Source organism: Echinicola pacifica DSM 19836 (assembly GCF_000373245.1).
GTDB classification, from domain to species: Bacteria; Bacteroidota; Bacteroidia; order Cytophagales; family Cyclobacteriaceae; genus Echinicola; species Echinicola pacifica.
This window is the reverse complement of record NZ_KB890756.1, coordinates 290,084-312,323: the sequence shown is the minus strand read 5'-3', so window position 1 is coordinate 312,323 and position 22,240 is coordinate 290,084. Positions and strand designations below refer to the sequence as shown.

23 protein-coding genes are annotated in these 22,240 nt (G+C 41.8%); 19 read left to right on the top strand and 4 right to left on the bottom strand.

Annotated elements, in window-relative coordinates:
- Positions 1 to 15 precede the first annotated feature (15 nt).
- From B050_RS0118660 to B050_RS0118650, 3 genes are all read left to right on the top strand, one after another.
- On the top strand, positions 16 to 1,344 hold the full coding sequence (locus tag B050_RS0118660) for a dicarboxylate/amino acid:cation symporter (protein WP_018475485.1): 1,329 nt from the start codon (positions 16 to 18) through the stop codon (positions 1,342 to 1,344).
- Positions 1,345 to 1,417: 73 nt separating this feature from the next.
- The gene (locus B050_RS0118655) at positions 1,418 to 2,002 is read left to right on the top strand and encodes a NifU family protein (protein WP_018475484.1); all 585 of its coding nucleotides are present in this window, start codon (positions 1,418 to 1,420) and stop codon (positions 2,000 to 2,002) included.
- A gap of 88 nt (positions 2,003 to 2,090) precedes the next feature.
- The gene (locus B050_RS0118650; RefSeq protein WP_018475483.1) at positions 2,091 to 3,167 is read left to right on the top strand and encodes a DUF3810 domain-containing protein; all 1,077 of its coding nucleotides are present in this window, start codon (positions 2,091 to 2,093) and stop codon (positions 3,165 to 3,167) included.
- Here B050_RS0118650 and B050_RS0118645 read toward each other — a convergent pair.
- The 4 genes from B050_RS0118645 to B050_RS0118625 form a co-directional block, all read right to left on the bottom strand.
- Positions 3,151 to 4,098 carry a DMT family transporter gene (locus B050_RS0118645; protein ID WP_018475482.1) on the bottom strand — a complete coding sequence of 316 codons (948 nt, stop codon included), beginning with the start codon at positions 4,096 to 4,098 and terminating at the stop codon, positions 3,151 to 3,153. The two genes, B050_RS0118650 and B050_RS0118645, sit on opposite strands and share 17 nt — an antisense overlap.
- A gap of 468 nt (positions 4,099 to 4,566) precedes the next feature.
- Complete coding sequence (gene glmS, locus B050_RS0118635; protein WP_018475480.1) at positions 4,567 to 6,408, bottom strand: glutamine--fructose-6-phosphate transaminase (isomerizing); 1,842 nt, start codon at positions 6,406 to 6,408, stop codon at positions 4,567 to 4,569.
- 50 nt (positions 6,409 to 6,458) lie between these two features.
- Positions 6,459 to 7,844, bottom strand: a complete 1,386-nt coding sequence (locus B050_RS0118630) for a hypothetical protein (RefSeq protein ID WP_083923303.1) — start codon at positions 7,842 to 7,844, stop codon at positions 6,459 to 6,461.
- Positions 7,804 to 8,619, bottom strand: a complete 816-nt coding sequence (locus B050_RS0118625) for a glycogen/starch synthase (RefSeq protein ID WP_018475478.1) — start codon at positions 8,617 to 8,619, stop codon at positions 7,804 to 7,806. The genes B050_RS0118630 and B050_RS0118625 overlap by 41 nt, the downstream gene beginning before the upstream one ends.
- A gap of 127 nt (positions 8,620 to 8,746) precedes the next feature.
- Here B050_RS0118625 and panC point away from each other — a divergent pair, with 127 nt between their 5' ends.
- The 16 genes from panC (at position 8,747) to B050_RS0118545 (ending at position 21,855) form a co-directional block, all read left to right on the top strand.
- Entirely contained in the window at positions 8,747 to 9,601 is an 855-nt protein-coding gene (panC, locus tag B050_RS0118620) for a pantoate--beta-alanine ligase (protein ID WP_026236013.1), read from the top strand.
- A gap of 32 nt (positions 9,602 to 9,633) precedes the next feature.
- Positions 9,634 to 9,978, top strand: coding sequence for an aspartate 1-decarboxylase (panD, locus tag B050_RS0118615; RefSeq protein WP_018475476.1), 345 nt, complete (start codon positions 9,634 to 9,636; stop codon positions 9,976 to 9,978).
- Between the two features lie 3 nt (positions 9,979 to 9,981).
- Positions 9,982 to 10,980, top strand: a complete 999-nt coding sequence (locus tag B050_RS0118610) for a lysylphosphatidylglycerol synthase transmembrane domain-containing protein (protein WP_018475475.1) — start codon at positions 9,982 to 9,984, stop codon at positions 10,978 to 10,980.
- 38 nt (positions 10,981 to 11,018) lie between these two features.
- On the top strand, positions 11,019 to 11,711 hold the full coding sequence (locus B050_RS0118605) for a zinc metallopeptidase (protein ID WP_018475474.1): 693 nt from the start codon (positions 11,019 to 11,021) through the stop codon (positions 11,709 to 11,711).
- A gap of 385 nt (positions 11,712 to 12,096) precedes the next feature.
- Complete coding sequence (locus B050_RS0118600; RefSeq protein ID WP_018475473.1) at positions 12,097 to 13,335, top strand: hypothetical protein; 1,239 nt, start codon at positions 12,097 to 12,099, stop codon at positions 13,333 to 13,335.
- Between the two features lie 16 nt (positions 13,336 to 13,351).
- Complete coding sequence (locus tag B050_RS0118595) at positions 13,352 to 14,881, top strand: RHS repeat domain-containing protein (RefSeq protein WP_018475472.1); 1,530 nt, start codon at positions 13,352 to 13,354, stop codon at positions 14,879 to 14,881.
- Complete coding sequence (locus B050_RS0118590; RefSeq protein ID WP_018475471.1) at positions 14,871 to 15,221, top strand: hypothetical protein; 351 nt, start codon at positions 14,871 to 14,873, stop codon at positions 15,219 to 15,221. The genes B050_RS0118595 and B050_RS0118590 overlap by 11 nt, the downstream gene beginning before the upstream one ends.
- A 359-nt stretch (positions 15,222 to 15,580) precedes the next feature.
- Complete coding sequence (locus B050_RS0118585) at positions 15,581 to 16,405, top strand: hypothetical protein (RefSeq protein ID WP_018475470.1); 825 nt, start codon at positions 15,581 to 15,583, stop codon at positions 16,403 to 16,405.
- Between the two features lie 11 nt (positions 16,406 to 16,416).
- Positions 16,417 to 17,010 carry a hypothetical protein gene (locus tag B050_RS0118580; RefSeq protein ID WP_018475469.1) on the top strand — a complete coding sequence of 198 codons (594 nt, stop codon included), beginning with the start codon at positions 16,417 to 16,419 and terminating at the stop codon, positions 17,008 to 17,010.
- 219 nt (positions 17,011 to 17,229) lie between these two features.
- Positions 17,230 to 17,976: a hypothetical protein gene (locus B050_RS0118575; RefSeq protein ID WP_018475468.1), complete on the top strand. Its 747-nt coding sequence runs from the start codon at positions 17,230 to 17,232 to the stop codon at positions 17,974 to 17,976.
- Complete coding sequence (locus tag B050_RS0118570) at positions 17,963 to 18,436, top strand: hypothetical protein (RefSeq protein WP_018475467.1); 474 nt, start codon at positions 17,963 to 17,965, stop codon at positions 18,434 to 18,436. Before B050_RS0118575 ends, B050_RS0118570 begins: the two co-directional genes overlap by 14 nt.
- A 16-nt stretch (positions 18,437 to 18,452) precedes the next feature.
- Entirely contained in the window at positions 18,453 to 19,214 is a 762-nt protein-coding gene (locus tag B050_RS22995; protein WP_052308763.1) for an RHS repeat-associated core domain-containing protein, read from the top strand.
- Complete coding sequence (locus B050_RS0118560) at positions 19,215 to 19,511, top strand: hypothetical protein (protein WP_018475465.1); 297 nt, start codon at positions 19,215 to 19,217, stop codon at positions 19,509 to 19,511.
- A gap of 231 nt (positions 19,512 to 19,742) precedes the next feature.
- A complete protein-coding gene (locus tag B050_RS0118555; RefSeq protein ID WP_018475464.1) occupies positions 19,743 to 20,504 on the top strand; it encodes an HNH endonuclease in 762 nt (253 codons plus the stop codon).
- Between the two features lie 6 nt (positions 20,505 to 20,510).
- Positions 20,511 to 20,837 (top strand): hypothetical protein, encoded by a 327-nt coding sequence (locus B050_RS0118550; RefSeq protein WP_018475463.1) that lies wholly within the window; start codon positions 20,511 to 20,513, stop codon positions 20,835 to 20,837.
- A 301-nt stretch (positions 20,838 to 21,138) separates the two neighbouring features.
- A complete protein-coding gene (locus B050_RS0118545; protein ID WP_018475462.1) occupies positions 21,139 to 21,855 on the top strand; it encodes a hypothetical protein in 717 nt (238 codons plus the stop codon).
- Positions 21,856 to 22,240 lie beyond the last annotated feature (385 nt).

Below are 22,240 nucleotides of genomic sequence, written 5' to 3'. Positions count from 1 at the left end.
TTTAACCCAAATAGTATGCTGAAAAAGATACCCCTTCACACCCAGATCATCATAGGATTGATTTTGGGATTAATAGTTGGCCTAGTGGTGGTCAAGGCAGAGCTTTCACCGGATTTTGTTATAGATTATATCAAGCCTATTGGTACGATCTTCATTAATGCCCTAAAGATGATAGCGGTGCCTCTGGTTCTGGCCTCTTTGATAGTCGGGGTGTCTAATTTGGGTGATATTACTAAACTTAGCCGTATCGGTGGCAAGACCATCGGAGCATATATGATCACCACGGTCATCGCCGTGAGTCTTGGCCTCGTTCTGGTTAATGTATTTGCCCCGGGCAAAAGCCTACCGCCAGAGACCCGTGAAAACCTCATGACCATGTACGATGATGTGGTGGGGGATAAGAGCAATCAGGTCGCTGAGCTCCAGGAGCAAAGCCCACTGAAGCCTCTGGTGGACATCGTCCCTCAGAATGTTTTTCTTGCGGCTACTGATAATGCCAGCATGCTGCAGGTAGTTTTCTTTGCTATCATTATGGGGATAGCCTTATTGGAGATTCCCAAGTCCAAAGCCTCCCCGGTCATCGCCTTTTTTGATGGGCTGAATGATGTCATCATTAAGATCGTGGGATATATTATGCTGATCGCTCCCTATGGGGTATTTGCCTTGATGGCTTCTCTGATAGTGGAGATCGCAGGGGATAATCCCGACTCGGCGATAGAATTACTCCTTGCCTTATTGAAATACAGTCTTCTGGTAGTGGCGGGCTTGCTCATCATGATTTTGGTGGTGTATCCAAGTATTCTGAAGCTGTTTACCAAGGTGACTTATAAGGATTTCTTTGCGGCTCTTAGACCGGCTCAGCTTTTAGCATTTTCTACCAGCTCGAGCTCCGCGACTCTGCCAGTCACCATGAGGCAGCTGGAGGAGGAGATAGGGGTGTCTGAGGAAGTGAGCAGCTTTGTATTGCCACTAGGCGCGACCATAAATATGGATGGCACCAGCCTCTATCAAGGGGTCGCAGCCGTATTTATTGCGCAGGCATTAGGCTTAGACCTGAGCCTTTCTCAGCAATTGATGATCGTCCTTACCGCTACCTTGGCGTCCATAGGGACAGCAGGGGTGCCTGGTGCCGGACTCATCATGCTCTTGATTGTATTGGAGTCGATCGGTGTTCCTTCGGCGGGCTTGGCCTTGATCTTGGCTCCAGATAGAATATTAGATATGTTCCGTACTGTGGTGAATGTCACTGGTGATGCCACGGTATGTACTGTGGTGGCGAGTACAGAAGGGGAGCTGCCGGATGGATTGATCCGAAAGTCAAACCCGCTGACCAGCACCGAATAATAAATTGTGGAGAAATAGGAACTAATAATTAGTTCTTATGTTTGAATTGCTATATAGCTAAAATTACCAAACCATGTTACAAGCACAAAAGAGACCAGTTCATCTATATATGGAGGCCAATCCTAATCCAAATTCATTGAAGTTCGTAGTGAACTTTATGCTGGCGGATGAGGGGGTGAGTTTTGATTACCCTACGGCCGAGAGTGCTGAGAATTCTCCCTTAGCTCAGGAATTATTTAATTTTGAGGCGGTGGAGCGAGTATTTATAGCTTCCAACTTCGTCACTGTGACCAAGAAGGAGGAGTTGGAATGGCCTGAAATACAGGATTTCATCAGAGATCATATCAAGCAATACCTGGAGGCGGGCAAGCCTGCGGTGACAGTGGTGCTGGACAGTGATCCATTATTTGATGAAAATGACAGCGAAACGGTGAAGAAGATCAAGGGGATTTTGGATGAGTATATCCGTCCGGCTGTGGAGCAGGATGGTGGAGCCATTACTTTCCATAGCTTTGATGAGGGAGTCGTAAAGGTGCTCTTGCAGGGTTCTTGCTCAGGCTGTCCTTCCAGTACGGTGACACTCAAGGCGGGGATAGAAAACCTGCTGACACGCATGCTTCCTGGAGAGGTAAAATCTGTCGAGGCTGAAGGCGTTTAATTTTCTTAAAAAACTTTAAAAGGTCATTCATCAAGGTGAATGGCCTTTTTTTTTGCGTATATTTTGCCGAGATTTCTATCCAAAAATTATGCTGAAGAGAAACTGGACCTGGGCAGCACTTGGAGTAATATGCCTGGTGATCCGATATTTTGCGAGTCGCGCACCCGAAGAGACAGAAAGGGTGTATTCAAGGGATTTCTTTCCTGCGATCCGTAATATTATTGATATGAGTATCGCTAGGATTCCCTTTCCTACCGTCTATATTTTCTTTGCCTCCATCATCATAGCTCTAGGCTATTATTTCTACCGACTCTATAAGAGCCATGGCTGGAAACAAAAGCTGATTTATACCCTTCAGAGTTTATTGAACTTTGCCGGACTGATGGTATTTGCTTTTCTGATGCTATGGGGTTTTAACTATCAGCGCGTGCCGATTTTCCAGCAACTCGGACTGAAGCCTGTGCCTTTGGATAAAGAAACACTGGTCCAGCAGCTCAGCCTGACCAGAGATCTATTGCATCAAACAAGAAACGATATCTCAGACGACACCCTAGCCATTGGCAGCACCCTTCCCTATACCGAATTGGAGAATGTCGTTCGGGCCAATATCCGTGAAAATCTGTATATGATGGGCCTGAATTTTACGGGTAATCCACGGACCAAGGAGATCATGCCCGGTGGAATGCTGAGAAAACTGGGGATATTGGGAATTTATTTTCCCTTTGTGGGCGAGAGCTATATCGACCCTACGCTGCATCCGCTGGAAAAGCCCTTTACTATCGCTCATGAAATGGCTCACAGCTATGGTGTGACCAATGAAGGAGAAGCAAATTTTATTGGCTGGGTGATCTGCAGCCATAGCGATAATGCTCTGCTCAAGTACTCTGGGCAATTAAAACTGCTCAATTATCAGCTGAATGACCTGTATCGCTTGGACCCCGCTGGCTATAGGCAGTTCCTGACCACCTTCAGCATAGGCCTCAGGAATGACCTGATCGATATGGCAAAAAACCACCGTGAAATAAAAGCATATTCTCTGGAGCTTTCCCGCAAGTCCAATGATATATTCCTGAAATCCCAGGGGGTCAAGGCGGGGGTGCAAAGCTATGCCCAGCTGCCGATGTTAGCCTATGCCTGGCGAAATAAAATCAATGGGCAGCAGTAATGGGCTCTTTCTTCCCCTTCTTCTTCTTTTTGTTTCCTATCCATACGCCCACAATTACGATCAGCATACCAATATAGTGTCCGGTATATAGAACTTCTCCATCCAGAATACCCCAGAATATGGCGACCACCGGAATCAGATAGGTCACCATGCTGGCGAATACCGGGCTGGCTAACTTCACTAGTTTATTGAAGATGATCAGGGCCATCGCCGTGCCTAATACCCCGAGAATACTAAGGTATCCCGCCGCAATTTTGGCATCAGTGCTGGATTTCACCTGATCGACGAAGTCCGTAAAACCAATCAGGTAAATGATGCCAATCGGAAGGACTAAGACCAGGGAAATTGCCGTGATCTCTAAGGGCTTCAATTTCACAAACCAATGCTTAATGAAGTTGAGATTAAAACCATAACATATAGTGGCAAATACTACCAGAAATGCATAGGCATTGATGTCTTTGATAGGGTTAAAACTGCCCTCTGCCTTGCTTCCAATAAGGATGAAAACACCCAATAATGCCAGGATTAAGCCCAGACCATTCTGTTTGGAAATATTTGCCCCGAAAAATAAGGCTCCAATAAGAACAACGCATAAGGGGGTAAGGGCATTCAACACACCGGTGATGCTGCTGCTAAGCTGGGTCTGAGCCGTGGCAAATAGGAATGCCGGGATCAGGCTGCCCGCTAAGCCTACCACAAATAGATTGGCCAGCTGCTTTCGGTTCAGCTTTGAGAGCCGAGGAAGGGCGAGTGGTAATAATACCAAACCGGCACTGACGATCCTGAAGGCTCCCACTTCTCCCGGTGAGAAGACGACCAAGCCTTTTTTGATCAAGATAAAAGAACTCCCCCATACCAGGGAGAGAAATACCAATAGTAGCCATTCTCTAAGACCGGGGTCCTTCTGGACCGTATTTTCCTGCTCTTTCAATTGCTCAAAAATTAGTTGAAATAAAGTAACATGGCTTCCGTGAATATAGTTGCCATGCTGCCTGATATTCTATTTTAGCTTTTTGATGGCGCCCCTTCAGGGCAAAATAAAAGAAATCAAGCCATTGCTATTTTCTCCTGACCAAATGAAGGTCGCACATCAGGCTGTAATCTACTTATTTTAAATCGAAATATGATTTACGGAGTGCAATGACAATAGAAAATGCTAAAAGTCGATGGGTTTGTAAAAATGCATAGTCCTTAGAAAGTAACTTATATATACCATGTCTAGTAGGGAGGAGGTATAGGGTATAAGTCTAACGGACTATAGTTATGCGCTAGGGGAGGTGGATTATGGCTAGGGGCTGCACGGCGTATGAGGCATTACTTTTGGGAGCAGCCAGAAATAAAAACAGGTAAGGGATTCCTCTCTTACCTGTTTATTTATTTTTGTTATGAGTCAGATCTATTACTCTACCGTCACCGATTTGGCTAGGTTTCGAGGTTGATCCACATTGCAGCCTCTCATCACAGCGATGTGATAAGATAGTTGCTGAAGAGGGACCACGGAGATCAGCGGCACAAAAGCCTCATGAGCAGGAGGGATTTCGATCACATGATCGGCCATTTTCTTGACGGTTTCATCCCCTTCAGTGACCACGGCGATGATGATTCCTTTACGGGCTTTCACTTCCTGGATATTGCTCACCACCTTGTCATAGGAGCTGTCCTTGGTAGCGATGAATACCACGGGCATTTCTTCATCTATCAGTGCGATAGGGCCGTGCTTCATTTCTGCAGCTGGGTATCCTTCCGCATGGATATAGGAGATTTCTTTAAGTTTTAGTGCTCCTTCCAGTGCCACAGGGAAGTTATAGCCCCGGCCTAGGTAGAGGAAGTTTCTGGCGTCTTTGTATTGCGCAGCGATTTCTTCTACTTTCTTATTCAGCTTAAGGGCTTTTTCGACTTTGGCAGGGATGGCTTCCAGTTCGCTAAGCAAGGTCATGTATTTGCTTTCTGAGAGGGTACCTCTTTGGTAGCCCAGCATCAGAGCCATCATGGACAATACGGATATCTGGGCGGTAAATGCCTTGGTAGAGGCCACGCCGATTTCTGGTCCTGCATGGGTGTAAGACCCTGCATGGGTAGCTCTGGCGATGGAGGATCCCACCACATTACATACGCCAAAGATCGTAGCTCCTTTTTCCTTTGCCAGCTCTATGGCGGCAAGGGTATCGGCAGTTTCTCCAGATTGGCTTATTGCTATCACGAAGTCTTTGCTGCTAATAACCGGATTCCGGTACCTAAATTCCGAGGCGTACTCGACTTCTACGGGTACACGGGCAAATTCCTCGAAGAGGTATTCTGCCACGAGTCCGGCATGCCAGCTAGTCCCGCAGGCGGTGATGATGATGCGGTCGGCATTTTGGAACTTGTTCATATAGTCCTGCAGACCGCCCAGGATCAGTCGGCCAGAGCGAGCATCAAGTCTCCCTCGCATACAATCGGCAATGGATCGTGGCTGCTCATTGATTTCCTTGAGCATGAAGTGATCGTAACCTCCCTTTTCTATGGCTTCCAGCTCCATATCCAGTTTATTGATATAGGGGTGGGTTTCCACATTCTCGATGGTCTTGATCTGCAATTTGGCGTCGCGGATTACTGCGATTTCATAATCATCAAGATAGACCACCTGGTTGGTGTATTCCACGATTGGGGTGGCGTCAGAGGCTAGGAAGAATTCTCCCTCACCCACGCCGATTACTAAAGGTGATCCTTTCCTGGCGGCAATAAGCGTGTCAGGCTCCTCCCTATTCATCAATACAATAGCATAGGCTCCTACTATTTTGTGTAGGGCCAGGCGCACGGCTTCTTCTAAGCTGCAGTTATTGTTTTGATAAATGTCCTCGATAAAATTGATAAAAACCTCGGAATCTGTTTCACTGTGAAAAGTGTACCCCTTATTGATCAGGTCAGTCTTGAGTACATCGTAGTTTTCAATGATCCCATTATGGATCATCGCAAAGTTTTCAGAGGAGGAGTAGTGAGGGTGAGCATTGACGTCATTGGGTTCACCATGGGTGGCCCATCTTGTATGCCCGATACCAATGTGAGAATGAAGGTGAGGATTGCCCGCCATAGAGGCTTCTAATTTGGCAACTTTCCCCTTCTTTTTGTAAATATTTAGGCCGGCTTCATTTAGTAAGGCCACACCGGCACTGTCATAGCCCCGATACTCGAGGCGTTTAAGGCCTTTTATGATGACAGGCAGGGCTTCCTGCTTGCCAACATAGGCAACAATTCCACACATAAAAATTTATTATTAGGGTCCGAAATTAATTTTATCGCTAAATCATAAGATTAGTTAAGTTTAGAATAATATATCTTGAGTTTGATAGAGTTCTGGTTTACCTCATATTCTCTCATCGAGCGGATTATGTCGTTGGAGTAAGGTGGGGATGCACTGCTGTTAGGGGTACGCGGGTATAAGAGTAGATCAGTGCGCATGACATCATTACGATATAAGCCATCCACATAATCGGTTATTATTTGGAAATAAGTGAATTTTTCGGAGTTAAATATCAGTGGGTTGGTCGTGGTCGTGCCTATATATGGGAGAACATTTCCATCCTCATCGGTCACCACCTGGAAGGATCCACTCTGAATGCTATACAAGGCACCATCAGATTCTCTGGTAAGGATTTTATTGGTGTCATCGGTAAAGTAGGCGATCATATAGCTCGGCACATACTTGCTTTCAGGGAAGTTTTCTACTGGTCCCAGGGATATCTCCGCATAGTTGAATACCACTTGTTGGACGGTATCAAGGAAATTGGAGAGTGGCTCCATATCCAGTTTTACAACCAGTCCACGGAGGGATTTACTCCCTTTTATCTGACCGGGGTCATAGGCGGTATTTTTCTCTTTGATGATCTCGGTAGGCGTGCCTGTGGCATCGTTTACCATGCCATTGAAGTGCCTGGAGTTGCTGGAATAGATAGTGTAAATGCTGCTTACGGTATCTTCTGAGCTATTTCTATAGTAGAATTTGATTCCTGTGGAGACTCCAGGTCTTACATTGATGGTCGTCTGCTGTTCGGGAGCTCCCTTTAGGGCGAAGCCCGGGAAATAATTTCTAAAAGAAAATATATCATGAAATACCGGATCATCAGATTTAAGCTTGGTAAACATATCGTTTGCCAATGCTTCGTCCATATTCATCAGCAGGACGGTATCTGAGTTTTCTTTCAACATAAAACTTCCGGTAGCGAAGGGGCTTTCCTGGTAAGGGATATGGTCAAAGTTATAATAGGTAGTATCCAGGATCTGCTCGGTAAGCATATGAGCCGAGAAGGTCTTGGCATCATCGAGGTCCTCCGCGGTGAGGGAGGTGACATCCACGCTAAATCGGGCAGAATCCAATAGGGCATCCTCATCGGGTACGATGGCGGAGGTGCTAAAGTTCAGCCTGGAATAAGCGGTGGCCTCGGTGGTGCCAAAATAATCACTGATATCTCCCCCTGCGGTAAACACATAAGGGTTGGTAGTATTTAAGCTATCTATATCCACCAAAGAAGCAGAAAGGGGTATTTCTGCATAGAAAACCCCTATTCTGTTAGCATTTGGATCAAGTATTAATCCGATATCAGACGGATCTGCACATGAACTGATAATTGACGTAGATAATACTAAAGCCCCGGCTAGCTTAGCCTGCCAGGTCTGTATAGATGTTGTAATAACTTTCAAAAAGTTGTTCGTCTTCGTCTTCGTTGTTAATCTCACACTTTTTATCTTTAGAGCACTCTTCAATAATTTGATTCAGACTGTCAGAGATTTCGCCTCCTTTGATGACTAGGTCTGCGTATTCCATACCTATCTTAAGGAATCCTTCGAAGTCTTTGGACTTCAATGGGGCCAAAATGCTGTCGTCGATATCCACCATCTTCACCTTTTCTAACAAGTCATCGCCAAATTTATGATTAAATCCGTTATTATAAATAGTGAATACGGATTTTGTATTTTTAAATAATGGCTCGTTTTTGTAAGTGGTCTTCAGATAGAGAGGAATAAGACTGGTCATCCAGTCATTGCAGTGTACCACATCGGGTGCCCAGCCTAGTTTTTTGACCGTTTCTATCACGCCTTTGCAGAAGAAAATGGCTCTTTCGTCATTATCTTCATAGAACTTCTCCTGCTTATCATGGAAAACGCTCTTGCGCTGAAAATAGTCTTCATTGTCAATAAAATATACCTGAAGTTTTGCATTAGGTATTGAGGCTACCTTAATGATCAGGGGCTTCTCTTCATCCCCTACGGAAATGTTGATTCCTGAAAGCCTTACTACTTCATGCAACCTGTTCTTTCTTTCGTTTATCAAACCAAATCTCGGAACAAGAATACGGATTTCCATTCCTTTTTCCTGCATTGCTTGTGGCAAAGCCCTAACGAAGTTAGCGACTTCCGAGGTTTGAAGAAATGGGTTGATTTCACTTGCTACGTAGAGAATACGAAGTTTGGACATATCTTGTTTTTTTTGTTGAGGGATAATACGGGACTACAAAGATACAAAAAAAAATACAAAAACCCGTTGATATTGTCCAGAATAATTTACTTTTGCTCCTATTTTGTCAGTAGTAATCCAAAAATCTGTGAAAATACTCCATACCATTCAAGCGCTTAATACGCAGCTTGCCCAGCCGCGTAAGGAAGGCCTCAAAATAGGACTGGTACCCACCATGGGTGCCTTGCATCAGGGCCATATCAGCTTGGTGAAAGCAGCAAAAAAACAAGTGGATATCGTGTTGGTGTCCATTTTTGTCAATCCCACCCAATTCAATAATCCTGAGGATCTTAAGGCTTATCCCCGCACCATCGAGGAGGATACTGCCCTGCTCCTGGAGGCAGGGGTGGATATTGTTTTTGCGCCGGAAGCTGAGGAGATGTATCCCCTAGCCCCGATGTTGAAATTTGATTTTGGATATTTGGAGTCCATATTAGAAGGAGCGTTTCGCCCCGGGCACTTCAATGGAGTAGGCGTGGTGGTCTCCAAATTATTTAATATTACCAAGCCTGATTTTGCTTTTTTTGGCCAAAAGGACTTACAGCAGGTGGCCATTATTCGTAAAATGGTGGAAGACCTAAGTTTCCAACTGGAGTTGGTCATCGTCCCAACGGTCCGCGAAGAGGATGGCCTGGCTTTGTCCTCCCGCAATAGACGCCTGAGCATGGAGGATCGTGCCAAGGCAATACTCCTGAGCCAGCAGCTGAGGGTAGCCCGTGTGGAACTTTTGGCCGGCAGATCATGGTTTGATATACAGATTGAAGTGACTCATAAGTTTGATCAATGCTCTGGTGTGCGGCTGGAATATTTCGAATTAGTAAAGACAAATAGCCTTGAAATAGCCTCCGAAGCCAATATAGAGCAGGTTGATCTGAAAAATTACTCATTATGTACAGCTGCTTTTGTAGGAGATGTGAGGTTGATCGATAACTTACCAATATAAATCCTTAAATTTGTGGCAAATTCAAAAAAGCGATGCAAATTCAACTATTGAAATCAAAGATCCATCGGGTGAAAATCACTCAGGCGGAGCTTCATTATGTGGGTAGCATTACCATTGATGAAGATTTGATGGATGCTGCTAATCTCATTGAAAATGAAAAAGTGCAGATTGTCAATATTAACAACGGTGAAAGGCTAGAAACCTATGTGATCAAAGGCGAAAGAGGCAGTGGTAATATATGCCTCAACGGTCCTGCTGCCCGCAAGGCGCAGGTTGGCGATGTGGTGATTATTATTTCTTATGCTTCCATGGACTTTGAGGAAGCTAAGCAGTATAAGCCCGTGATTGTATTTCCTGATGACAACAATAAATTGTAAAATTTGAAACTTTCACTAAAGCAGTGGATTCAAGTGGGGATTTCCCTAGGGGTGGCCATTTGGATCTTTTGGTTTTTATATAAAGACGTCAAGATGGACAGCCTGCTGGAAGCACTTCAGCAGGCTTCTCTTTTTTGGATTTCCATGTCTTTTCTTATTTCCATTCTTGGGTTTTATATCCGTGCCTGGCGGTGGAGCCTGCTGATCAATGCAGACCTGCATCATAAGGTGAGTTCTCTCCGAGCCATGTGGGCCCTGATGATTGGCTATTTGGTCAATATGCTAGTGCCCAGAGCTGGAGAGGTGGCCCGGTGTGGGGTGCTCAAGAAAACTGATGGACTGCAGGTGAGCAGCCTGCTGGGAACCGTGATCTTAGAGCGTTCGGTAGATCTGTTATTTATGCTCTTTGCGATGGCCTTGGCTTTTATTTTGGAGCGAGAGGTATTTGTAAATCTCCTCAGCGATCTAGTGTCCATGGATATGCTGCTGCAGGCGGCCAGGGAATATTTGCCCCTGCTCTTGGGTGGACTGGTCCTGATCGGCATCCTTATATACTGGCTGGGAATGCGCTATAGGGACCATGGCATAGTAAAGAAGCTGCAGCATTTCCTTCGGGAGATCATGTTTGGCCTGAGAAGCGTGCAGCGGATGGACAATAGGAGGGGTTTCTGGGCATCCTCGATAGGCATATGGATTATTTATTATTTGATGATGTATTTCGTAGCTTTGGGAATGGTGAGTACTGCCGATCTGTCAGCATCCTCAGTGCTCATGGTGATGGTGATGGGCAGTATTGGCATGATAGCGCCAGTACAAGGCGGAATTGGCACCTTCCATGCCTTAGTTGCTTTTATTTTGATGACCTATGGGCTGGCAGAAGAGGAGGGCAAAATATTTGCTGTTATCGTCCATAGCTCCCAAGTTTTGATCGTTTTGGTCGCCGGTGTCATTAGTTTATTAGCAGTGGCAAAAATATCGGTAAGCCAACAACCACAAAGCTAATTGCTACGTATTAATAAGCGTTTAAACTTAAGAAGAATATGTTACTGATTTTAATTGTTGTAGTATTTGCCATCATGGGTTTTGTCGTAAGCAGAAGACTCAAGAGCAAATTTAAGAAATACTCTCAGACGCCCTTGCAGGCCAATCTTTCTGGTAAGGAAATCGCAGAGCTGATGCTGGCCGATCATGGCATTCACAATGTCACGGTAAACTGCGTAGAAGGCAAGCTCTCCGATCATTATAACCCTCAGAATAGAACTGTAAATCTTAGCCCTGATGTATATTATGGCCGCAATGCCGCCGCTACTGCAGTATCCGCTCACGAATGCGGTCACGCCGTGCAGCATGCCCAGGCCTATACCTGGCTGAACTTACGCTCCACCCTGGTACCCATTCAGAATGCCAGTGGTAAGATATTGAATGTCGTGTTGATCGCCTCTCTTTTTGGTGGCTTGGCCTTGTTCAACCTTCCCCTTCAGGTAGTCGGCGTCGTAGTGGTAGGAGCTTATGGTATGATTACCCTCTTCACTTTGGTGACCTTACCAGTCGAGTTTGATGCCAGCCGCAGAGCCTTGGCCTGGGTTCAGGACCGCAATATCGTGACCCCCGCAGAATACGCCATGTCCAAAGATGCACTCAAATGGGCCGCCATGACCTATGTGGTAGCAGCCTTAGCTTCTCTGGCCACCTTAGCCTATTATGCTTCCATCTTCTTTGGCGGAAGAGACTAAAATTTACATTATTCTATCATTGAATATATCCATAAGGGGATTTGCAGATCAGCTGTAAATCCCCTTTTTTGTTTATTTGCGGATGATTTTCAGTTTTTCACAAAAAATATTTTGGAAGTTAAGAAATCCCCAAAGGAATGGTAGTTCTTAATAATTTGGTGGCTAGCAAAAATAATATTGACCGAAGGTAAATCATATTCGATCGTCAAAAGGATTTTATAAAAGGTAAAAATCCAATTCTATTACCCTATCAGAAATACGTTTATCGATTTCTTGAATTGACACCCTCGGTTTGATGGATTGAAGCATTTTTAAATGGTTATTTCATGATGCTTTCAATAACTTTTTAAGGCGTTTATTCCTTCGATCAAAAAAATGATACCTCGTGCATCATTCCTCTCAGCCGAAGCTTTTCTTCTCAATTTCCCATCACTGTGTCTCACGCATCGCCCAGGAGTCACCCGATGCCGGTAAAAGTCGCTTTTGGTACAATAAGGCCGGCCAGCTGAGGCTATCCCAGGTTGCCAGACAATACGACCAGGCCTCCTATAGTTTCACTAAATATGATGAGCAGGGGAGGATTACTGATGCAGGAGAGATGCTAACAGTGATCAACCCGGACAGTTTACAGTTTTATGTAAACTACCCTCGCTTTCCAGATGCTGCCCAATATAGACTACGTGACCTGACCCTAACCCGATATGATGAGCCTATAGTAAATGCGGACAGTAGCTTCATACAGGAAAATCTACGCAGTAGAGTTTCATGGACGGCTTTAATAGAAGAAGGTGCACAGGATACGGTCCATACTATATATAGCTATGACCCACATGGCAATGTCAAATCCCTGCTTCAGGAACTACCAGGCATCGGTTATAAGCGTACTGACTATGTATATGACCTGATCAGTGGCAATGTAAACTTTGTACTCTATCAGTATAATGAACCTGATCAATTTATCCACCAATACAGCTACGATGCAGATAATCGCATCCAAGAGGTAAAAACCAGTACGGACGGTTTCATCTGGAATAGTGATGCCCGATATATCTATTATCCCCACGGCCCGCTGGCACGCGTGGAGCTGGGCGAGTATAATGTACAAGGCATCGATTATTACTATACGCTCCAAGGCTGGCTGAAAGGCGTAAACATGCCTGTAAATGGCGATCCGGGCACAGACGGACAAGACGGCCTAAGGACGGGGACTGATGCCATGGCCTTCACGCTGGGCTACTATGAAGGGGATTTCAAGTCCATAGGCCAGAATAGTCCCCTTCCTGACCAGCGCGACCAGCTATGGGATCGGTACCGTGAACAGAGCAGTAGCACTGGGCTGTACAATGGCAACATCGCATGGATGGAGACTGACCTGCCGGGATTGGCAAGGGACAATCGCGTGCAGGCCATGTTGTATGGCTATGATCAGCTTCATAGGATCGTACAGGCACGTAGTCTTACAGAATACAGCTTGGAGTCAGGCTTTGCGGCTAGAGGTAATGATCCATCTCCCTATGATGTGGATTATAGCTATGATCCCAATGAGGGCCAAACGTTAAGAAAATGTCCAGAGGACATTTTTAGCTTGGAGCCAGGCTGCGGGTTGATTAACTTTACAGCGTAGGGATCAGGCAGGGGCTATGCAGGAGGACTTCCAGTACAGCTACTACCATGGTACCAACCGCCTATGGCATACGGCCAAGGATGATGGAGACAACTACCAGTACGATCCCATCGGGAATTTGACAAAAGACCTCAAAGAAGGGGTGGACATTACTTGGAACCCATACGGAAAAGTAAGACAGGTTTCCAAATCAGATAATTCCACAACCGGGTTTCGCTACGATGCAGCGGGAAATAGAATCGCCAAGCTAAGCAGAAGCGACTCCAGCGTGTACGTGCGGGATGCCAGTGGGAATGTGATGGCCATCTATAAGAATGACAGTCTGGTGGAGCATTCTATCTATGGCAGCAGCCGTCTGGGTCTTCACCTTAGATCGGCCAAGCCGGGCTATAGGACACTTGGACATAAGACGTATGAGCTTTCCAATCATTTAGGGAATGTGCTTGCTACGGTAAGGGATAGGATTCAACTATCAAGCGATAGCACTTGGGCCGAGGTGAGCAGTATTTCGGACTTTTATCCGTTCGGCTTGACAATGCCCGGCAGGAGCCTTTCGGACAGCACTTACCGCTATGGGTTTAATGGCAAGGAAAACGACAGCAAAGGAGAATGGGGCAACCAGAACCATTACGACTATGGGTTTAGGATTTATAATCCAAGTTTAGGGAAGTTTTTGAGTGTGGATCCGTTGGCTAGTTCATATCCGATGCTTACTCCGTATCAATATGCCAGCAATACTCCAATTGCAAGTATTGATTTAGAAGGAGCAGAAGGATTGTGGTATGTATATGCAAAATCCGGAATGTATGGAGAAAAAACCTCCACAATAATAAATGCGACAGAAGATGGTGTTAAATTGACCGTACTAGAAGCATATGAATTTTTAACAAAGGATGCTTATAAGATATCAACTTGGAAACAGCTTGGATATTTATTAGAGGAAGTTATACTGTCTTCTTCTCCTTATAGCGGGATATATAATCCAAACACTCCACAATTAGATGCTTTGGTAAATAATTTTGAAATTAATGTAATTAATGGTGATTTGTATTCAAGGACTAAGGTATTATCTTCATTTTCTACAGGCTTAATTATTTCTGCATTAAGTGATAAAGGATTAGGGAAACTTTCAGAATTAAGTCATTTGTCAAAATTCAAAAATGGAGCTTCTAAATTAATGTCTACTGGACAGCTTGATGATATCGCCAGACGATTTCCTGATTCTGAATTCTATGGAGATCCAAGAGGAACATTTGTAGCTCCTGCTAGTGAAATTGATGAATTATTAAATTCAGGAGCATCAAGAGTTGAAATTGCAGAGAGATTAGGCATTACGGATGATTTGTTTTTGGAAGGAGACTTAATAAGAATTGATGTATCTCCAAAGGCTTTCGAAAATCTTAGAATCCCAACAGGTAGTGAGAGTGGTGTGAATAATATGTTTAAAAGCGGTGGTAGAACATCAGGGGGAGTACGAGAAGGCATTTTAAATAATATTAGAAAAAAATCAAGTAATATTAATACCAAAATCGTAAATGAAGAATAATCATACGTATATTGAGTTTTGCAAAAAGCTATATTTAGAAGGTTTTACTCCAGCTAATATTCGTTTCAGGGAGCATCCAAAGTTTGAGGAATTTTTAAGGATAGTAAAGCAGGAGGTTTATGAAACAAGCTATGAGATGTTTTATGAGTATACTAAAGAACATAACTATTTTACTAATTTATGGACTTCGCATTTATTGATTGAATATTTTAAAGTTTCAAAAGAAATCAAATCTAGTTGCTTAGAAATAATTGTTAGATATTCAGAAGGAAGGTTAAATCCAAAAGTGGCAAGGGAAGAGCGTGATTGGCTTGAGATGAATAGGTTACTCTATGTATAAATTAATATGCTTTATTTCAATAGAAATTAAGCCTGGACAAGTTTCCTTGCAAATCAAAAAGAAATGTAAAATGTTCAAGTACTTCTTTTTTAGATATGCAGAATTTTCTTAATAATTACTAAGATATTATTTTATAGGAAAATGCCATTCTTATGGAAGAAGTCTTTATATTTTAGTGGGTTAATCTTTCATTTTGTAATGTAAGTAAAAGTGATACAATCGAATACCTTTGCCAACGAAAATGCAACGGCATTTTGGTAGCGTTCTTTGACTGGAAAATGGTGTAGAGAAAAGTGAGCCTAGGGTAAAAAACCGTACAGAGGTTTTAGAGTGTGGATCCGTTGACTAAGTCATTTCCTATGCTGACTCCATTTCAATATGCATCTAATAATCCTATTTTAAATATTGATCTGGATGGATTGGAAGGTATTCCTGCCCCCGTAGCAGAATTTGGATATTATATAGAGCAAAAGACCTTGAATGCCTTTGAGGTAATTGAAGAGAATTCATGGAAAACTTGGCATATTGTGATGGGTGTAGGAAAGGGTTTATATAACGTACTCGGTTCAATTGGCCCACAAGCACGTGTAGTCAATATTAATGACCCATCGCCTTCCCTTAGAGAAGAGTTTATCGATCCAATTGTGAATTTTCCTGCACAGGTTCAAGACGTTTATGAAAACGGAACATTAGAAGAAAAAGCTCAATTGACTACTGAGCTTGGTTTTGCAGCCTTGACAATGGCAAGAAGTGTAAAGGGATTTAGTCTCAGAAATTTCCCTAATTCTAAAGGAATTAGCCTTAAAAATAATACTCCTCAAGTAGGAGCTGCTTTCGAGTCTTTTGCTGCCAATATTAGTAAGGGTAGAGTAAATCTTTCGGGGAGGGCGGTAACCAATGGTACATTTGATTTTGTAATCACAAATTCAGGGGAATTAAAGGTTGGTTTTGGCCACTCTCATTTATCTGGGGGAGCGGAAAGCGTAAAAGCTGCTGGTCAATTAAGTTTCTTTAAAGGAAAAGTTCAGACAATTACGAATAATTCGGGACACTATAAGCCAACTGTTTCAGAAGGACAAGGTTTTGGAGAGCTGTTAAAGCAAGGTGGTGTTGATGTGAGTAATACAAAATTGAAAGTATACAATAGTAATGGAAGTTTAGAAAGTACTAGGATACTCAAATAAAAATTGTAGGGATGACTGAAATTGAAGCACTTTCGGATAAGATAGTTTACAGGGCCATTCGGGAAGCATTAAATGCTCCAATCGATAGGTTTTTTCTTGAAAAGTATCTGCATGAGATTTTAGAGTTAGACTCAGAAAAATTTTTACTATATAATCTGGAAAATGTTAATAATACATATAGTGTTCGCTTATTAGCATGCTTACCTGAATTATGGGAGAATATAGGATTTGAGGAAATGAAAAAGTTGATAGATAGTTTCACAAATGTTTTTTCGTTTTATGCCTTTGTACAATTTACTTACAAATACTTACAAGTAGATATTTTTGAAATGATCTATGAAAATGAAAATGTAAAACTAAGTTTTAAGAAGGAGATTAGTGAGTATTTGATTAATCAATGTGCTAACCTAATCATGGATGAAGATGATTATTTTGAATTTGAGGAGGGGCAAATTGGAGTTAATTTTCAAGAATGGAACTACATAAAGCAGAAACTTCTGTTAGATTCTCGAATCAAGCCCGCTACAAAGTCACTCAATGAGCTTTATATCCGACTTAAATTTTACAATGAAAGATATAATGAGGGTGATAAGACACCCCATTGAATGCTTTATTTCTTTAAATATATTCTGAAATTTATCGTTCAATTCAAAGACCAGGTAAAATTCTTGAGAGAAAGTTCCAACTAAACATAAAGCGTCAAACTGATTAAATTATATCTTGGCCAACGGAAGTGCAACGGCATTTTGGAAGCGTTCTTGGACCGGTGAGCAGTGTAGGGAAAAGTGGGGTTGGGTTGAAAAACTGTACAGAGGTTTTAGAGTGTGGATCCGCTGGCAGATGACTATCCAGAATTGACGTCGTATCAGTTTGCGAGTAATACACCAATTTGGGCAATTGATATAGATGGACTGGAAGCAGGATACACTGTGTCTTATAATGTTGTTGTTGACAAGAGAGGCAACTATGTAACAAATAGAATGCATGAACCGGTTTTAACAACAGTAAAAGGAGATTGGTCTGGAATAAAAACTGCGTACCAATTTTTCTTTAATAATGAAAGATTTACGAGCCAGGGCCAGATTCCTGGCTGGTCCTCTTGGCAACAAATTCAGCAAGCAAAATTTAATAAAAGAGTAGGTTCAATTGGAAAAATTGGGTTAGGGGTAGTTGCAATTGGTGCTGCCATACCGTCGGCAGGCAGTTCTTTATCATTATTTGGCTCATTTGGAGCAGGATTAGCTATATCTTCAGCATCATATTCTGTGGTAAGTGGACTTACTGATTTTACTATTTCATTTACCAATAGGCCTGAAATTTCTGAACAAATTCCAGGCGGAGTTCTGAGTGCAATTGTTGGCTTAAGTATTACTTCTACAATTGACGATAAGGAGATAAATGAAGTTATAAATGCAACTTTAAATGTTGTAGAAGGCGCAGTACAATTAAGTTTTAAAAATGCAACTGATTTAGAAAAATTTGATGCAGCTGCTGGAAATATCAAATTACTATTTGATACTAAATCTTTGATTGATAAGTCAAATAAAACAACCAAACATGATGAAAATTAAAATTCCTTATATGAGTTATAATAAAAGGTTACTATTTCATTTATTTGATTGGGGTAGTTTATATTTTTCATTGTGCGTTTTCGCTTCATGGTATATTCATTTATCAGTTTTTATTTTTTCAATTTTTTTCTTTCTGTATTACTTTTATCGTAGGGCAAAAGAATCATTTATTTACATTACTAGTTGGGGTATAAGTGGTGAATTGATTGAAGTCGAATTGTACAATAGGAATATGGGCCCAAAACTTAATAATTATAATTTAAAAGATATTGATGTTGAGTGTTTTGGTTCTTCACAGGGACAAATCGCTTCTGATAGACTTATTTTGTCTGTCAAGGGGGAAAATAAATTAGTTCAATATGCATGTGGTTATTGGTCTGTAAAATTAATGAAGAGAATTAGTGATTGCACTTTGGATGAATTTCAAAAATCTATAGGAGAAGGCCGTCTTAATAAGTAAAACCTTACAGAGGTTTTTGAGTGTGGATCCGCTGGCACGGGATTTTTCTGATTGGTCACCTTATAATTATACTTTTAATAATCCAATTCGATATATAGATCCGGATGGAAGAGCTCCAGAGGATTGTCCTTCATGTTGGAAGAGACTATGGGGCGGGGTGCAATTTTTAGGAGGAGCCACTGAGAGTGTAGGAGGAGTCGCTTTATTAGTAACCCCAGAACCAACTCTATTAACAAAGGTTGCAGGAGCTGGATTAGTTGTACATGGATCAGATATGATGTCAACTGGTTTGCAGCAGCTTTGGACTGGCAAATCAGAAATGTCTTTAACTCAACAAGGATTATTGTCAATAGGCCTCTCGGAGGATCAAGCAATGATTGCAGATGCGTCCCTTAGTCTTGTAGCCGGAGGAGCAGGCGCTTATTCTAAGGTCGATAGAATGTTAAAGTTAGGCTCAGTAACGAGAAATAGCTATCATGAGGGATTAGGTGCTTTACGGAAAACAGCTGACGAAATGATTTCAAATGGATATTCTTATGAGGAAGTTTTAACTCAAATGGTTCCAGCTAGGAATAATTTAAAGGGTATGGTAAGATTGGCTGATGATGGATTTAATAAGGGGATTGCTGAGTTAAGAAATTATTTTAAGTATGGAAATAAACTAGGGCCCTCGGTAGATGATGTGACTAAGAATTTTACCCAAAATGGTAAAGTTGATTGGAAATCGGCTTTTGATAATCTTTGGAAAACAAGTGCTGATTTTGATAAATTTAAATAAATGAAGATAATTTCGCTTAAATCGATTTCTGTGGATGAAAAAAGCTCCCAAATTATTATTGAAAATAAAAGATTTGACCTTAACGAAATTGATGTCAAATACAGTGAGTCTAAACTGTTTTCATACCTTGAAATAAAAGCTGATGCCGAAACATTTATAATTAAGGGTTTGAAATCTGTTTGGGAACATTTAAGATTGTCAACCTACGATGTAATAGAAAAAAGAGAAGACAATAAGGTTTATAATTTTTATTGTTATTTTAAAGATATTAGATATACTGATAAAAGATTAATTTGATTATTTCAATCATTTAAAAGTAGGTATTTTTGATTTAGTAAATGGTCTTTCAATAAGCAGTCACCTTCAGATAAAAGTGGCTGCTTATTAAATCCATATTTTGGACAAAGGAAGTGCAACGGCATTTTGGAAGCGTTCTTTGACTGGCTGGCCATGTAGGAAAAAGTGTGGTTGGGGTAAAAAACTGCACAGAGGTTTTTGAGTGTGGATCCGTTGACTGCCTCGTATCCAATGCTCACGCCGTATCAATATGCCAGCAATACGCCTATACAGGCAATAGATTTGGATGGTTTGGAGGCAGTCAGGTATCCAGGAGTGGGGACCACAACGGAAATGCTCCAGAAGCCGACCGAACAGGAGGTCAAGGAAGTATACCGGGCATACAGGGGGATTGCTTTAGGTGTCTATGACTTCTTCAACGCTTTCCGTCCCCAGGCGGCTATGGGACCGGGTGATCCCAATTATGTACCCATCTATTCAGAGGCAAAGGAAGCTTATAGGGGAATCACAAATACAATCGAAAACGGCTCGACCGAGGACAGGTTCAGGCTGGGGACAGTAGCTGCATTGAGTATTTACGGAGGAGTTGAGGCACTTTCAAGAATTAAAATACCATCGATTACTTCTCCCAGTAAAATATTGCCTAGTGGTGAGTTTTATTCTGTAACCTTTGAGAGTAATCTCCCAACCAATTTATACCCGGGTGGTAATTACCGAGCACACTTCCAGGCTGCAAATACTTCATTAAGCAACGCACTGTCTTCTGATGCTACTTTTGCAAATTCTATGACTAAATTAGGGATTTCTGTTCCACGTTCATCAACAGGAAGTATTTTAGGTAAGTCACCAAGAAATTGGGTTTGGCATCACGATGTGAATGCTGGGGTTATGCAATTAGTGCCTAAATTCCAGCACCCCAGTATTCCCGGTGGAAAATTTTGGAATACTATGCATCCTGATGGAAAGGGAGGAATGTCAATTTGGAATAAATAACTTGTAATGAATATTATTGAATTAATCCCATACTTAAAAAACCTTCATAAAGCAGAATCAGTTAGCCAGGTTTTTCTTCCTGATATAGAGTTTGACTTAGTTGAGCTTTATGTGAAAGATAAACTGGCCTTAGATTCAGAAGTGGTTTTTCTTGATGCCGACTCGATTCCAAATGAATTGAAAATTGAATTGGACGGAGTTCTACATGAAAACCTATTCCCGTTGTATTTGGCACAGGAAATGGTTGAAGAATATGTGAAAACATATAACGACGAACTATCAGATATAGAAATTGCCAAACGGCTTTTAGAATATAGAATAAATGATGCTTAGACAAAAGCCCCGGTTAGTATTTTTTATTGCAAAAACCTTGTCCACCCGGCCATGCAATTAGTGCACGGGCTTTCTTTTCTTCTTTCGGGGAAGTGACTGTTGAATGGAATGGGTTTTTTCTTCAAATGAAAACATGTTCAAATGAAAGTAAGAAGTTGTTAAATCAATATCCTTGTGAGCTGAGATGCAAAGGCATTTTGGAAGCGTTCTTTGACCGGAAAGCCATGTAGGGAAAAGTGAGTCGGGTTAAAAAACCGTACAGAGGTTTTTGAGTGTCGATCCTTTGACCAAGAGCTATCCCATGCTGACGCCGTATCAGTTTGCGAGCAATACTCCAATACAGGCAATAGACCTGGATGGTTTGGAAGCGTTTTATGTTCAATATGGATTTAGAGGATCGGTTCCACTTTTGGCAAATGGACTTGGAGTAACGGCTAGTTACAACATTGGTGTTGCTTTTGATCTGGACAAAAATATTGGAGTTTACCAAACTCTTTCACTCGGTGGGCAACAAGGAATAGGTTTAACTTTAGGTGGTTCAGGTGGTATAAATTGGCAAGTCAACAATATTCAGGATATGGAAGGGTTAGGGGTTAACGTCGGTGGTTTTATAGGCGGTCCTCCTGGAGTATCCCTTCCATTTGAAGCAAGTGCTGAACTCACGTTGAATCCAAAAGCAGAAAAAGTTTCAGATCTTTTAAGTGGGTTTAATTTTGGTATACCTTCTATTCCTGGAATAACATATGATGCTTCAATTTATGGAGAAGGAGCGTATACAAATTTTTCAGGAATTACTAATTTAGGAGATGATTATCTCGAGTTTTCAAAATCATTTAATAAAATGATTAATGATTTTGAACTGAACTTAGACCATAAATTGAAGAATATCAATCTTGATAGTAAGAAAATTGGATTTGATTCTAAAAACTTCTCTAATCAGATTTATAATTTGTTATATGAAGCAAATCTCGTTCCCGAAATAGATTTACCTGAGGTGATTGTTAGACCCGAAAAATGAAAAAAACAATGATGGTTAAAATCATATTATTAGTTGCTTGTATTTCGATGTATTATATTTTAATAAAACACATAATTTATCTCGCTACGAAAAAAGAGGGTAGGTTAGTGAGGGTTTATCGGTTTATAATAACATTATTTGTGATATTTTCTATTTTTCTTTTTTATTATTTATTTCGAAAATAGCTAAGTCATTTAAATTTTGATCTAATCATTAAAACCAAATTTGAAAGCTGAAGTGCAACGACATTCTGAAAGAGTTCTTTGAGCGGTGAGCTGTGTAGGGAAAAGGAGTTCGAGGTAAAAAACCGTACAGAGGTTTTAGAATGTGGATCCGCTGGCTCATTTGAGAACATGGGTATCACCGTACAACTTCGTCCAGAACA

Bases quoted from the DNA above. Each gene is read 5' to 3' on its own strand.
- B050_RS0118550 (WP_018475463.1), top strand. From the start codon at position 20,511: ATGAATATTATTGAATTAATCCCATACTTAAAAAACCTTCATAAAGCA.
- B050_RS0118660 (WP_018475485.1), top strand. From the start codon at position 16: ATGCTGAAAAAGATACCCCTTCACACCCAGATCATCATAGGATTGATT.
- B050_RS0118590 (WP_018475471.1), top strand. From the start codon at position 14,871: ATGAAGAATAATCATACGTATATTGAGTTTTGCAAAAAGCTATATTTA.
- B050_RS0118585 (WP_018475470.1), top strand. From the start codon at position 15,581: ATGCTGACTCCATTTCAATATGCATCTAATAATCCTATTTTAAATATT.
- B050_RS0118570 (WP_018475467.1), top strand. From the start codon at position 17,963: ATGATGAAAATTAAAATTCCTTATATGAGTTATAATAAAAGGTTACTA.
- B050_RS0118625 (WP_018475478.1), bottom strand. From the start codon at position 8,619: ATGTCCAAACTTCGTATTCTCTACGTAGCAAGTGAAATCAACCCATTT.
- B050_RS0118545 (WP_018475462.1), top strand. From the start codon at position 21,139: ATGCTGACGCCGTATCAGTTTGCGAGCAATACTCCAATACAGGCAATA.
- B050_RS0118655 (WP_018475484.1), top strand. From the start codon at position 1,418: ATGTTACAAGCACAAAAGAGACCAGTTCATCTATATATGGAGGCCAAT.
- B050_RS0118595 (WP_018475472.1), top strand. From the start codon at position 13,352: ATGCAGGAGGACTTCCAGTACAGCTACTACCATGGTACCAACCGCCTA.
- B050_RS0118605 (WP_018475474.1), top strand. From the start codon at position 11,019: ATGTTACTGATTTTAATTGTTGTAGTATTTGCCATCATGGGTTTTGTC.
- B050_RS0118560 (WP_018475465.1), top strand. From the start codon at position 19,215: ATGAAGATAATTTCGCTTAAATCGATTTCTGTGGATGAAAAAAGCTCC.
- B050_RS0118650 (WP_018475483.1), top strand. From the start codon at position 2,091: ATGCTGAAGAGAAACTGGACCTGGGCAGCACTTGGAGTAATATGCCTG.
- B050_RS0118580 (WP_018475469.1), top strand. From the start codon at position 16,417: ATGACTGAAATTGAAGCACTTTCGGATAAGATAGTTTACAGGGCCATT.
- B050_RS0118555 (WP_018475464.1), top strand. From the start codon at position 19,743: ATGCTCACGCCGTATCAATATGCCAGCAATACGCCTATACAGGCAATA.
- panD (WP_018475476.1), top strand. From the start codon at position 9,634: ATGCAAATTCAACTATTGAAATCAAAGATCCATCGGGTGAAAATCACT.
- glmS (WP_018475480.1), bottom strand. From the start codon at position 6,408: ATGTGTGGAATTGTTGCCTATGTTGGCAAGCAGGAAGCCCTGCCTGTC.